The organism is Burkholderia sp. M6-3 (assembly GCF_050858985.1).
Classification (GTDB): Bacteria; Pseudomonadota; Gammaproteobacteria; order Burkholderiales; family Burkholderiaceae; genus Paraburkholderia; species Paraburkholderia caledonica.
Window position 1 is genome coordinate 1,035,821 of record NZ_CP110090.1, and the last position, 12,302, is coordinate 1,048,122.

General features: G+C 60.4%; 12 protein-coding genes. 4 read left to right on the forward strand and 8 right to left on the reverse strand.

What is annotated here, in order from left to right:
- Positions 1-53 precede the first annotated feature (53 nt).
- From OH764_RS04500 to OH764_RS04520, 5 genes are all read right to left on the reverse strand, one after another.
- A complete protein-coding gene (locus tag OH764_RS04500) occupies positions 54-1,307 on the reverse strand; it encodes a c-type cytochrome (RefSeq protein ID WP_498848165.1) in 1,254 nt (417 codons plus the stop codon).
- An 88-nt stretch (positions 1,308-1,395) separates the two neighbouring features.
- Positions 1,396-3,123, reverse strand: coding sequence for a methanol/ethanol family PQQ-dependent dehydrogenase (locus OH764_RS04505; protein WP_498848166.1), 1,728 nt, complete (start codon positions 3,121-3,123; stop codon positions 1,396-1,398).
- 434 nt (positions 3,124-3,557) lie between these two features.
- Positions 3,558-3,833 (reverse strand): hypothetical protein, encoded by a 276-nt coding sequence (locus OH764_RS04510; protein WP_498848167.1) that lies wholly within the window; start codon positions 3,831-3,833, stop codon positions 3,558-3,560.
- Between the two features lie 457 nt (positions 3,834-4,290).
- Positions 4,291-4,968, reverse strand: coding sequence for a carbonic anhydrase (locus OH764_RS04515; RefSeq protein WP_498848168.1), 678 nt, complete (start codon positions 4,966-4,968; stop codon positions 4,291-4,293).
- Between the two features lie 25 nt (positions 4,969-4,993).
- Complete coding sequence (locus tag OH764_RS04520) at positions 4,994-6,307, reverse strand: DUF2254 domain-containing protein (RefSeq protein ID WP_498848169.1); 1,314 nt, start codon at positions 6,305-6,307, stop codon at positions 4,994-4,996.
- Positions 6,308-6,653: 346 nt separating this feature from the next.
- Between OH764_RS04520 and OH764_RS04525 the strand changes: the two genes are divergently transcribed.
- The 3 genes from OH764_RS04525 (at position 6,654) to OH764_RS04535 (ending at position 8,504) form a co-directional block, all read left to right on the forward strand.
- On the forward strand, positions 6,654-6,872 hold the full coding sequence (locus OH764_RS04525) for a DUF2964 family protein (RefSeq protein ID WP_498848170.1): 219 nt from the start codon (positions 6,654-6,656) through the stop codon (positions 6,870-6,872).
- A 168-nt stretch (positions 6,873-7,040) separates the two neighbouring features.
- The gene (locus OH764_RS04530) at positions 7,041-7,505 is read left to right on the forward strand and encodes a DUF4126 domain-containing protein (RefSeq protein WP_498848171.1); all 465 of its coding nucleotides are present in this window, start codon (positions 7,041-7,043) and stop codon (positions 7,503-7,505) included.
- 159 nt (positions 7,506-7,664) lie between these two features.
- The gene (locus tag OH764_RS04535) at positions 7,665-8,504 is read left to right on the forward strand and encodes a class II glutamine amidotransferase (RefSeq protein ID WP_498848172.1); all 840 of its coding nucleotides are present in this window, start codon (positions 7,665-7,667) and stop codon (positions 8,502-8,504) included.
- Positions 8,505-8,528: 24 nt separating this feature from the next.
- Here OH764_RS04535 and OH764_RS04540 read toward each other — a convergent pair whose 3' ends face one another.
- The 3 genes from OH764_RS04540 to OH764_RS04550 form a co-directional block, all read right to left on the reverse strand.
- On the reverse strand, positions 8,529-8,882 hold the full coding sequence (locus tag OH764_RS04540; RefSeq protein WP_131316658.1) for a BON domain-containing protein: 354 nt from the start codon (positions 8,880-8,882) through the stop codon (positions 8,529-8,531).
- A gap of 160 nt (positions 8,883-9,042) precedes the next feature.
- Positions 9,043-9,854 (reverse strand): IS5 family transposase gene (locus OH764_RS04545; RefSeq protein ID WP_498846769.1). Its coding sequence is split into 2 segments (ribosomal slippage): positions 9,043-9,515 and positions 9,515-9,854, totalling 813 coding nucleotides; the frame shifts between segments, so codons are not numbered across the junction.
- A gap of 143 nt (positions 9,855-9,997) precedes the next feature.
- Positions 9,998-11,107, reverse strand: coding sequence for a transporter (locus OH764_RS04550; RefSeq protein ID WP_498848173.1), 1,110 nt, complete (start codon positions 11,105-11,107; stop codon positions 9,998-10,000).
- Between the two features lie 142 nt (positions 11,108-11,249).
- Here OH764_RS04550 and OH764_RS04555 point away from each other — a divergent pair, with 142 nt between their 5' ends.
- A complete protein-coding gene (locus OH764_RS04555) occupies positions 11,250-12,281 on the forward strand; it encodes a hypothetical protein (RefSeq protein ID WP_498848174.1) in 1,032 nt (343 codons plus the stop codon).
- Positions 12,282-12,302 lie beyond the last annotated feature (21 nt).

Genomic DNA, 12,302 nt, shown 5'->3' on the forward strand with positions numbered 1-12,302 from the left:
AGCGCTTTCGCTCGCGCCGCACGGCGCACATTGCATTCTTTCAGCGCTTGCCGTTAGGGCGAAGTACCCGCATTGAGCGAGCTACCGGCGCTCAGCGGTTTCGATGACGCCCTCGCGCTCTCGTCTGTCAGCTTGCTCGTTCCGGCGCTGTAGCCGTTCGAATACAAGAGGAACGCCATGATGTCCGCGTAGTCTTGCGGCTTCATCTTGCCGGGACGGTCCGCGGGCATGTTGGTCGCCATATACCCGTACACACCGCCGATAGTCAGCTTCGCATTCGCGGTCGGCGCAAACGACGGACCTCGCAACGCCGGCGCGTTCAATCCTTGCAGATCGGGACCGTGGCACTTCGCGCATGCGCTCGAGTACAAGGTCTTGCCGTGCGCAACCTGGGCGCGGTCGAAAGCCGGCGCATCCGTGGAAACGGCCGCATCGACCTTGATGAAATGGCCTTCGGCAATCCCGCGGCCACCGGCTCGCATGATTGCTCCTTTGACGTCGGCACCATGAGGACCGTCGCGATACGCAAACACCGCTGCATCCGGCGTGGTCGCCTGTGCTGCGCGAGGCAGCGTCCAGCCACGCGTCAACGCGGCGAGTCTGCCGTCGGACTCCATCTTGCGCAGCGCGGCGTCGATACGCGGCTGCAACGCCGCCCCGTTTTTGCCGAACGCAAACACCAGTTGCCAGTCGGCATATGCGGAAGCGGCTTGCGCGATCTGAAAGCGCCGCTCGGGATGCGTTTTCGTATAAGCAACGACAGCCGGGTACCAGACGATCGCACGATGTGCATGTCCGTTGGCGACCGCATCGACGGTCAGTTCAGCGGTGTTCTCCAAATCGAGCTTCACGTTCGGTTGCTGCACGGCAATCAACTGCGCGGGGCTCGCATAGGTGGCCGCAACGATCTCGGCGTCGCCTGTGTGAGCCGCGGGTTGCTGCATCGTCACGCTCACATAGCCCGAGTGCAGATAAGCCCGCGAGAAAGTCAGCTTGCTATTGGAGCCGTCGGCGACCTCGGAGCGCGGAAAGCCGGCGATCACATCGCATTTGCGGGCGAGCGCCTTGTCGAGTTCCTTGAGTGAGACGCCGTCGTCGTCGTCGTTGCTCGCGAAGCCTCCGGGCGCAAGCGTCAGGGCAATGCCCGCGGTGCGAAATGCTTCACGTGTGACGGCCTCGTCGAGTACCGTCGAAGGACTGCCTGGAAAAGTGCAAACGCGCACGCCCGCGCTGGCGTGACCAGGCATCGGCATGCCGCTCGCCAGCAACGCGCCGGCTAGAGCAAAAGAGTTGAGTCGAGTCTTCATGATATTGCTTCCGGGAAAGACGGGACCGCCGCAAGCCATCTGCGCGCGCGAACAGGCGCGCGAGGCCGGCGCGGCGGCCGCGTGGAGATCAGCCGTGGTTGAGTGCGAATACGTACAGCGTGCCGCCGCGTGGGATTTTTTCGGCAGCTTTCGCCATCGGCCCGCCCCAGATCGGATTTGCGCCGCCGTAGCCGGCGAGAATCGCCACGTACTCCTTGCCGTCGACTTCGAACACCGACGGTTGCGCCACGATGCCGCTGGCGAGCTTCGGGCTCTTCCAGAGCACCTTGCCGGTCGACGAGTCGAATGCGTACAGGTGGCCGTCCAGCGAACCGCTAAACGCGAGTCCGCTCGCGGTGGTGGCCACGCCGCCATTCCAGGGCAGCTTGCTCCAGTAACTCCACATCTTCTTGCCGGTCGTGACGTCGATGGCCTGCAGTTCGCCGTAGCCCTTGCTGCCAGGCTCAGGCTTGATCTCGAAACCTTCGCCGAGGTACGGCAATCCTTCCATGTACGTGACCGACTTGCCGGACAGCGACATGCACGCATGCAGCGCCGGAACAATCGCGACCTGCCTGTCGGGGTCGTACGAAACCGACCACCAGTTCTTGCCGCCGAGGAAGCTCGGGCACGTCTCGATGGTCGTGCCTGTCTTCGGGTATTTCGACGCGTCCTGAACCGGCACGCCGTCCGCTGTGTAGCCCGTCACGGAGGTGGCCTTGACGAAGGGCTTCGCGTAGATCAGCTTGCCGGTGCCGCGGTCGATTGCGTGGAAGTACCCGTTGCGGTCCGCATGAATGATCGCGTCATAGTTCTTGTCCTGGTACTTGATGTTCGCGAGCACCGGCGTGTTGACGCCGTCATAGTCCCAGGTGTCGTGCTTCGTGTACTGGTAATGCCATTTGAGGTCGCCGGTCTTCGGGTCGAGCGCGAGCAGCGAATCCGAATAGAGGTTGTCGCCCGGCCGCAGATCTGCGAGCCACGGGCCAGGATTGCCCACGCCCCAGTACAGCGTTCTGGATGCCGCGTCGTACGTTCCCGTGAGCCATGCGGGTGCGCCGCCGTGCTCCTGCATGCCGTCGGGCCAGGTGTTGGCGCCTTTCTCACCGGCAGCCGGCACCGTGAAGCGCTTCCACAGCACGTTGCCGTTATCGGGATTCAATGCCGCGATAAAGCCGCGTGCGCCATATTCGCCGCCCGCGCTGCCCACCACCAGCGCGCCGTCGATCGCGAGCGGCGCAAGCGAGAACGCATAGCCGACTCCCGGCTCGAACATCGTCTTGCGCCATGCGAGCGAACCTGTTTGCGCGTCGAGCGCGACGACTTCGCCGTTGAGCATCGCGACATACACGTTCTTGCCGTAAAGCGCGACGCCGCGGTTGATCACGTCGCAGCATGCGGTCTTGAACGACTCGGCGCCGAGCTTCGGTTCGAACTTCCACAATTGCTTGCCGCTTGTCGCATCGAATGCATAGACGTTGTCTTTCGGCGTGGTCACGAAGAGGTAACGGCCATTGACGATTGGCGTGGCTTCGAAACCCTGTTGTAGATCCGCGGGAAATTTGTAGCTCCACACCTGTTTCAACTGCTTCACATTCGACGTATCGATCTGCTTGAGCGGCGAATGTGCCTGGCCGTTGTAGGTGCGGTAATACGTGAGCCAACCCGGATCGCTTTGCGCGGCGCTCAGCCGGTCGTAGGTGACGGCGGGATAGTCGTCGGCCACGGCGGCCGCTGCGCATGACAGACTGACGACCGCGGCGACGCTTATTGCAAGCGCTCGCGGCCGCAGCACCGAAATTGAACGTGCTTTCATACTTGTCTCCTGTGTCGACCGGAGTCGCGCTAAGCGCTGCTCCGGTCTCATGCGACGTGGTCGCGGCCGATCAGAACTCGGGCGCGGCGCGCTGGTCCGATCCACACCACATGGTTGCTGTTGAGTTATCGACGCGAAGCCGGACGGCGACGTCATCGCTTTGCGAACGCAGTCTCGCTGCGAGTCGTTCAAGGCAAGTCGCATGCCATTTCCGCAGCGCTATGCCGCAGGACGCGCCAGGCTGGGGAGGCGGGCAACAATAGAGCCCGTCAGCGTGCTTGTTGACGGTCATGACGCTGTTGCGCGTTGGCGCAACCACGCGGCTATGTGTTGCGAAAAAAGACAGCGCGGCTTCGAGTGCGCGAGCGGGGCGCCGTCGACCTTGCTGACAGCGGCGAGCCTTCAGCTGGTGGACCAGGATCATTCGTTCGATTTCAGGCGACGGGCGGGGCACCCGCGTCAGCGCGCCTCGTCACAGCCCATCTGAGTTGGCGTTCCCTGACGCGCAGGTTGATACGATCCGACGCAAGGCGCCCGAGCGTGGAGCGCGCGTCGCGCTGCGACTGGAGGAGTCTGCGCGGCGCGCGGTCGATCACAGCCAGTGACCCGAGCGCGTAGCCCTGAATGTCGCGAACGCTCACGCCCGCATAGAAATGGATGGGAAGTTCGCCCGTCACCAGCGGATTACCTGCAAAGCGCAGGTCGGCCACCGCGTCGTCAACGAGAAATACGTCGTCCTGCTGGATCGTGAAGTTGCAGAGGCCCTTGAACGCGGCGTTTCGCTGCGCTCAAGGCCCCAATGAGATTTGAACCACTGCCGCTCCGGCGTGAGCAACGTCAGCAACGCAATGGGCGCCTCAAGTAGGGTTGCCACCGGTCGCGTGATCTCGTCGAACGCTTCTTCCTCAGGCGTATCGACTACGCCTGCGGCGGCAACGGCCATCAATCTCTGCGACTCGTTGCTCGCTGCATCCGCGCTCTCCGGCCCGACCGAAGGCCTGGCAGTCCTTCTAGCCGCGCCTCGAGTCTCGCAGCGAAGCGACGCCGCGCGCGTTGAATACCGAAGCAAGGTCGTCGGCGCGTTCCGTATTGTGCTTCCAGCCTTCGTTGTGCACCGCCAGGATCGTCAGTGACGACGTCGCCACGAGCGAACATGGGTCCGCGCCTTCAGCGCGCACGTGCGGCAAGGCGCGCAATCATCCGGTCAGCCATCGCGCGGTCAATGACCTGGAATGAGCGGCTCGTGCGCTCATAGGCGTACATGCCGCCCGTCGCGATGTCGAACCACCAGCCGCTTAGTACCAGTGCCCCAGAGGTGACCTGCTGATGAACTATCGGGTATGTCATCAGATGCTCGAGCTGCACAAGCACGTTGAGTTGCGACAATTGATCGTGCGTTTTCAACGTCGCATTGAGAGGACCTTCGTTTTCGAGGCGAAACGCTGCGTTGTTGGCGTGGAACAGCCATCTATCGAGATTGGGCGCTTTCAGCATGGCGTTGTGTGCATATACGGCTTTCATCGCACCGCACTCGGAATGCCCGCATACAACGATATTCGCGACTTTCAGCACCAGCACTGCGTACTCGATTGCGCTTGCCTCGGAGAGGTCGCCGGTAGAGGTTCCGTCCAAAGTGGCTGGTGGTATCAGATTGCCGACATTGCGCATCGTGAACAGATCGCCCGGATGGGTCGAGGCGAGCAGGTCCGGCACAACCCGGCTGTCCGAGCACGTAATGAAGAGCGCATCGGGTGTCTGCGCAAGCGCCAGTTTGCTGAACTGCTTCGCATATTGCGGGAGCATTTTCTCGCGAAATTCGACGATGCCCATGATCAGTTTGCGCATGGCTTGCCTCTGGAAAGGCGACTTACTAGTTATGTGTTGGCGAGACCGCCGAACCTCCAAGCCCTTGCGAGTCGGGGATGCGGGCCAAAGCCAGGTCCTCCGGGAATGGATGATGCCTGGCAATCGCGCGGTCGATCAGTGTTAGCTCAATGCGCAATGCTTCATGACGATGCTCCGGCAGGCACTGAATGAGATTTTCTATCGCCGCGCGCAGACGGCGTGCGATTTGAATGCTGCTCGCGCCATACTGGCGTATCTCGCGGAAACTGATATGCACGAAATCTTCCCAATTGGGCGTTCGCAAGATCACGCGAACCCGCCCCGAACGATCCTCAATCTCTTCGACGCGCAGAGAACATTTGCCCACCACGCGTAATAGCCGGTGCAACTGATCGATCGCGAGCACTGCCGTGGTCGGATCGTTTATCGCCGCCGACAGCGCTTTTAGCGCAATATCGACCAGGATGCGAAACGCGAACATAGGGTCCTGCTCCATCGTTCGCTCTGTCCCGAATGCGACGAGGGTGCGCAGCTTGTTTTCGTCGATCGCTCCGAAGTTTCCGTACAGATGAAACAAGGGTTCGTCCAGCGCGACGAAATCACCGACTTGCGGCACGAATTCAATCACCACGTCAGCGCGCCGTGCTTTGGCCACCAGCCTCTCCAGATTCACCGCGAGAACGATGCCAGGCTTTCCGCGCTGACAAACAATGCGATCGGGTACACCTCGCTCTTTGTGAAGTTCCGGCTCGACCACCACGCCCGTAGACGGAAAGGGATAAACGCTCTTAATAACGGCGATTCCTTGCTCTCCCACGCGAGCCACGAGGCTGACGGGGCGCAGAAATTTTGCCGCATAGTCAATCAGGAAAAGAAAAGCGACGACGGAAGTAAATCCGAATAACGCTGCAATGAAGACTTGCAGCTGGAGTACCTGATTCTCACCCATCCAGCCGGCCGTTCTGTTGGCGAACAGCAGTGTGAAAACGAATAACCCCGAAATGCTACGAATGACGTTATCGCGCAGCAACGTCGTCGCGATAATTCGCGGGGTGTACTGTCCCCCGGCGACCTGGATTGCGACGAGCAGCGAACCAAACGTGAATACCAGGAACGCCAGGTCTGCGGAAACGATGTCGCCGAGCAGCGAGCGTGCACCCGTCATGGACAGTCCAAGAAGGCTGGTTTTCGGGTCAAGGGTCCCTTGCCGGGTCATCCATCTTCCGATCATTTCAGCCACAGGCTTCACCACGGCATAGATTGCGATCGCAATGAGCGGCACAGTCCATAGGGAAGACCTCAGGTAGCTCTTTAAGCTGTACCAGCGATTCCAGTCCATGTTTGTTCTCTCTCTACACGGTTCATATCGCGGTGTGGCCTAAGGTATCCGCGGTGCGTCCGCCAGCATTCAATGGAGGCTTCCTGAGCGGTCGCGCACGGGGCTCAGATCAGTCCAAACGCGGCGCGAAGCAGGTTACGGACACGTGAACCTTCCCGATGCAATAAAACACTCGAACTTCAGCGTGGTCAATGAGACCTTGGTCCTGGACGCAAGATTCGAGAATGGCGCCTTGATGGGCTCTTCCGTCCGAATATTTCTCGGCGCGAACACGGCTGTTCTGGAAAACGCCGCAACTGCGCACTAATATGGTTTGAGGAACCAGTTGCAGACTGCAGAGGTCCTGATGAAAAAATCGGAAAGGCGGGTTGCGATCGCATTGATGGGCGTCGCTTTATGGCTGAGCGGTCTTTATACGACTATCGTCGGCTTGCTCTACGACCGGCCGGCGGAGTTTCGCTACGGCGTACTCGCGATTTTTTTCGGTGTCGCAATCGCGGTGATTGCGCTTAACCTGATATCCATTCCAGGCCTGTCGAGCAGGAAGAAGCCAATCTCGCGGTAGCGGGTGCGCCCGGAATATCCCTCTTTGCTGTTCTGAAGAACACTCAACGCCGGCGGTCCCTGTAGCTGCGCATCGCAAGTCGCGACCGCGAATTGATGCGGTACCCCGATGACACGGAAGTCAATGAGCGTGTTTAATGCGCATTATTGGTTCCGACCTGGAGTCCGCATGTCCATGTATGTTCTCGCATTGCTGATTGGCGTTGTGGCAGGGCTTCGCACGATGACTGCCCCCACTGCCGTCAGTTGGGCGGCGCACCTCGGTTGGTTGCCGTTGCAGGAGACACCGCTCGCGTTTTTTGGCTTCGCCGCCACACCCTACATTTTCACGGTGCTGGCCATTGCGGAGTTCATCGTCGATCAGTTGCCCAGTACCGCCAGCCGCACCGTGCCGATACAGTTCGGCGCGCGTCTCGTGTCGGGCGGACTGAGCGGCGCGGGAATCGGCGCGGCGCACGGGGGTTGGGTCGGCGGCGTGATTGCTGGATTGGCCGGCGCAGTGATCGGCACATTGGGCGGCGCCAGAGCACGGGGCGCCATGGCGCGCGCGTTTGGCCGCGACGGTTCGGCGGCGCTGGTCGAAGACGCAGTGGCGGTGGTCGCCGCCGCATTGATCGTAATGGCCGTGCCCTGACCGGACCGGGAGCGACGTAGTGCCTTGCTCGAACGATATCGTCAAGTTTGTCTATTAGCACCGCGCGTGCGGCCCGCAATTTCAAAGAGCCGGTGCGGCGTTCCTTTGCCTCGCGAACTTTTCGCCACTTACCCCGGCGTATCTGACAGGAGACCTCTCATGTGCCGCTGGCTCGCTTATTCCGGCAACCCGATTCAGCTTGAAACGGTCATGTTCAACGCCAAGCATTCTCTGATCGATCAGAGCCTGAACTCGCGGCTCGGCCACACGACCACCAATGGTGACGGCTTTGGAATCGGCTGGTACGGACATCCGACCGACATACCTTTTCGCTACCGCTGTATTCAGCCCGCATGGAGCGACCGCAATCTGCGCGAAGCGGCGCGAGCGGTCCGCGCGCCGCTATTCGTCGCCCACATCCGGGCGGCGACCGACACGCCGTCGCAGGAAACCAACTGTCATCCGTTCCGTCATGGCCGCTGGCTTTTCGCGCACAACGGGCTCGTGCGTAATTATCCGGCGGTGCGCCGCGACCTGATGATCGCGGTTTCGCCCGAACTGTTCCCTTCGATCGAAGGCTCGACCGACTCCGAAGTGCTGTTCTTCCTCGCGCTCACGTTCGGTCTCGAACTGGAACCCGTTACGGCTCTCGAGAGGATGGTTGGGTTCGTCGAAGAAACGGGGCGCCGCCACGGTGTCGCCGAACCGTTGAACATGACCGTCTGCGCAACCGATGGCGAGCAGATCGTCGCCGTGCGCTACTCGAGCGAAAGGCAGTCGCGCTCGTTGTTTCACAACACGTCGTTCCGCCACCTGCACCAGTTGTACCCCGACGATACCCGGATCGCGATGGCCGGGCAGGATGCGTTTCTGGTTGTTTCGGAACCGCTCGCCGATTTGCCGGGATGGTGGCAAGAGATTCCGGAAAGCACTGCCGTGGTGGCGCGCGGCGGCGAGATCGAGCGCTTTGCGTTCGAGCCTCGCGGCGCCGCCAGTTAAGCCCACGATTTGCATGGTGGGCCGTTAATACCCCTTGGTATACAGCGATAAATGGTTACTCACCGAGGTTACGCCCGGCACGTTCATCGCCACCGTCGCGGCCTGCTCGATCTGAGCACCGTCGGGCACGCTGCCCGATAAGGTCACGACACCGCCGCGCGCCTTGACGAATACGTTCGATACGTTGAAGTGGGGCGCTTTAGACAACGCTTTGCGAACATCGCGGGCCAGCTTCTTGTCGGACTGTGCCGTACTGCCTGAGCTTGCACCTGAAGCTGATGTCGTCGGCATGGTGTTGCTGGTTTGCGCGTAGACGTTCGACGCCAGCGTCAGACATCCGGCGAAGACAAGCCGACTCACGACGTGAAGTGTTTTCATGATTGCATCTCCAGGTGGTTTTTAATTGACTCTGAATCAAAGATAGCCAACGTTTCGTTCCGAATAAAGCCGTCTCTACGGTCGCGGCCCAAGGTGATTTGAAGGTCTCGCGCCATTGAGGAGTGAACGAAGGCGGCAGCACTTAGAAGCTGTTGCGAAATTAGTTAAACATTGGCCTGAGTCGCGTCCAGCAAATCAAGGCGCAAGCCAGGGACAGAAAGGCTTCATGGACATGGGCATAACGTTCGTAGCGAATCTTCAGGCGTCGAAACGAGTGAAGCCATGCAATCGAGCGCTCGACTGGCCAACGCGTTTTGCCCAGACCACTGCCATGGGGCGAGCCAATCTTTGCGAGCACCGGCGTGATGCCGCGCTCTCTCAAACGCTGTCGATGTGGTTCCGAGCTGTAGCCCCGGTCGCCCTGAACGATTTGCGGTTTATGCAACGGGCGTCCCCGCTTGCCTCTAATGTGTGGAATGGCATCGACGAGTGCATCAAGCTGGGTGACGTCGTGGCGGTTCGCCCCGCTCAGAATGACCGCGAGCGGGATGCCTTTCGCGTCGACGATGAGGTGGTGTTTGCTGCCGAGCTTGCGCCGGTCCGTGGGATTCGGGCCGGTTTTTTTCCCGCCAGCATCGCGCGAATCGACGAGCTGTCTACAAGCGCTCGTGACAAGTCGATTTCGCCACGGCGACGCAGTTCGGCCAGCAGCGTTTCGTGGATGCGTTGCCAGACTCCTGCTTCTTGCCATGCCACGAGCCGCCGCCAGCAGGCGGTGCCCGAACCGCATCCCATCTCCTGCGGTAGCAGATTCCACGCAATGCCGGAGCGCAGTACGAACACAATGCCCGTCAGCGCGGCACGGTCGGGAGTCGGCTTGCGGCCCGCATACTGGCGATTGCGCGGTGCCCGAGCAGGTAAAAGCGGTTCGATGAGCAACCACAATTCGTCGTCGATGAGTTCTTTAGGCATCGCTTCCTGTTGGACAAAACAAGACAGGAAGTTAACACCAAGTCAGAAAAGTTAACAGGCCCAGAACTTAATTTCGCAACAGCTTCTTAGCTAAGCGGATACACCACAGTCGGGCATAACGCACCTTGGCGCGTGGCCATGATTCATCGACTAAACCAGCGATACTGGAGCGTCAACGAGATGGAGGTGAAGTCTCCGCCAGCCCTTGTGACGAGTCCGTGCGAGAAGGCCAACTTGGTCGACCAGCCTCGTGCAATGGGCACGGAAAACGTCATGCCGTATCGCATATTGGCCGATCGATCGGCGGCGTCGACACCGTTCGTCGTGGTTCGGCCGCCTGCTGCGTAGCCGAGATCGCCCGCGATCCAGAGGCCGGGGCGAAAACCGTAGCCCACGTGCAACTGAAAGACCATGAAAGGCGCCTGGCTGCGTTGCTTTCCACGGAAGAAGTCATTGTTAGACGTGAAGAACCACGCACCGGCGGACCCGTCCATGAACCAGTTTCCGAATGGCTGCGAGATTCCCACTTCGGGCTTGAATGCCCATCGGTTCGCGCCAATGTTGACGAGCCTCGAATCCACATATTGCCCGGATGGCGCAATGACCGTCAGGCTGGTGCCAAGCGACGTAGTCGACTCCGGCTTCGTGAAGGCCTCGGGTGGCAACGGTGGATTACCGAAGACGTTGTAGGCGAAGCGAAGTCGCATGTCTCCAATGCCGCTTCGATGTACTTCGGTGGGCGCGTCGATCACATTGCCGCTGACGTTGCCGCGCGCGAACGGCACCCCGACTCCCAACGAGGCTGTGTGACCGAGCAGATCGAAGGTCCTGACGTAGCCGAGCGTCAGCAGGTTGAATTGGGCCTGCACACCCGTAATCGGCAAAGACGAGTCCGTCAGTACATCGCCGGAAAGATGCGAGTACGTTGCGACCAGAAAATTGGTGCCGACAGGCGAAGGAGAATACGAGCGAGGTTCCAGTTCCTGTGAACACGCTGGGGCGTTGGCCAGTAGAGTGCCGAATGCACTTGCACACGCAAGCGCCCAACGGCACCAGATACGCGTCATCGTCGGCCTGAATGGACGGTCGAGCGCAGCGCGCGACCGCGCCCGAAAATGAACCGGAGTTGGCAAATCCAGCGTAGCCGCTCGCTGATCCACCGGTAATACGACCTTGGTCTGATTACAGGGGTCGTGCAGCGGTGCGACCATGAACAGACGTCGATCAGGATGAGCGTGGACTACGGTTTGCATTGGCCGTTAACGCGAGGCCGCTTGCTCATGCACGGCTCGAGAACATTGCGGTCGCGCATCCATAACAAGTACTGGAAGTACCCTTGATCAACGCGCAGATTCTCCGGGGACGCGAGAGATAAAAGCACGCCAGGAGCCAGCGATGAGCATGCTGTCATGGTTGCTGAACCGCCACCGTCACGACGATCGAAGCGATCACCAGCAGATGAAGCAAATGTTGGAGCGCGTCGTCGGAATGAGCCCGCCATTACGTTTCGCGCGGAATTATGAGGCGCGTCTATTGCCCGCGTTGACTGAAGCCGTGCGCTACATTGAGCGGCTCACTGCGGAAGTTCCCGCTGCGCACGAGGCGAGTGCTGCCGCCTGGTCCAGCGACCCCTGCATTCATGCCTTTTTTACGACACCGCAGGACGTATGTGCCGCATTGAGTCAATCAGAACAGTTGCGGAACTACTTCGAGGAGCATGCGGAATTGCTCGAGGTATTCGCGGTGTTGGGAATGGCCATGCATCAGAGAGAGGTGTTCGGCGTTGCACAGCACGGCGTAGCCACCCGGTCGGATGTCGCTCAAACTACCGTGAGTTTCAGCGATCATCAAGTGCGCGTATGCGGCGCAACCGATGCAGAACTTCGCCAACAGATCGTGCTGCGGCTGCTCGACCAGTTGACGTTGCAAGGCCTGCAAAAAATCGAAACCGACGAATCGCGGCGCAATGCCCTTCAGGAAGAGCGCGCACTGTTGAGAGCACGCCTCGTGCTATTGGAGCGGCAAGCCGCTGGCGTGCAGTCCATGTTGGGAAGCAAAGCGCCGCCGAGCGTCGCCGAGATGGCGAGTGCCCAGGCGCAACTCGACCGGAACGAACAGGAACTGGCGCAGCTCGGTCTCAAGACAGAGACGATCGAGCGCGGACTCGGTCTGATGTGCGAAGTACTGTCTTCGCCGGAGCCATACCTATGCGTGCAACAGAAAAAGCTGCGGCTGGACCCGATGAATGTCGTGGCCGATGGAACGGATGGCACGGGCGGTCGGGAGGCGAACGAGATCGAGTTCACGGTCGTGCAACTCCCTGAGTCCGCCGACCTGACACGAGCGTTTGCATTGCTGCGCTTCAAACGCAGTGATCTTCTCCCTGAACGGGATATGTTCGGAGAGGCGGGGCGGCTGCTGATCTGAGTCTGGGACGCGGGTGACCCA

Bases quoted from the DNA above. Each gene is read 5' to 3' on its own strand.
- OH764_RS04530 (WP_498848171.1), top strand. From the start codon at position 7,041: ATGTCCATGTATGTTCTCGCATTGCTGATTGGCGTTGTGGCAGGGCTT.
- OH764_RS04500 (WP_498848165.1), bottom strand. From the start codon at position 1,307: ATGAAGACTCGACTCAACTCTTTTGCTCTAGCCGGCGCGTTGCTGGCG.
- OH764_RS04555 (WP_498848174.1), top strand. From the start codon at position 11,250: ATGAGCATGCTGTCATGGTTGCTGAACCGCCACCGTCACGACGATCGA.
- OH764_RS04535 (WP_498848172.1), top strand. From the start codon at position 7,665: ATGTGCCGCTGGCTCGCTTATTCCGGCAACCCGATTCAGCTTGAAACG.
- OH764_RS04520 (WP_498848169.1), bottom strand. From the start codon at position 6,307: ATGGACTGGAATCGCTGGTACAGCTTAAAGAGCTACCTGAGGTCTTCC.
- OH764_RS04540 (WP_131316658.1), bottom strand. From the start codon at position 8,882: ATGAAAACACTTCACGTCGTGAGTCGGCTTGTCTTCGCCGGATGTCTG.
- OH764_RS04550 (WP_498848173.1), bottom strand. From the start codon at position 11,107: ATGCAAACCGTAGTCCACGCTCATCCTGATCGACGTCTGTTCATGGTC.
- OH764_RS04525 (WP_498848170.1), top strand. From the start codon at position 6,654: ATGAAAAAATCGGAAAGGCGGGTTGCGATCGCATTGATGGGCGTCGCT.
- OH764_RS04505 (WP_498848166.1), bottom strand. From the start codon at position 3,123: ATGAAAGCACGTTCAATTTCGGTGCTGCGGCCGCGAGCGCTTGCAATA.
- OH764_RS04515 (WP_498848168.1), bottom strand. From the start codon at position 4,968: ATGCGCAAACTGATCATGGGCATCGTCGAATTTCGCGAGAAAATGCTC.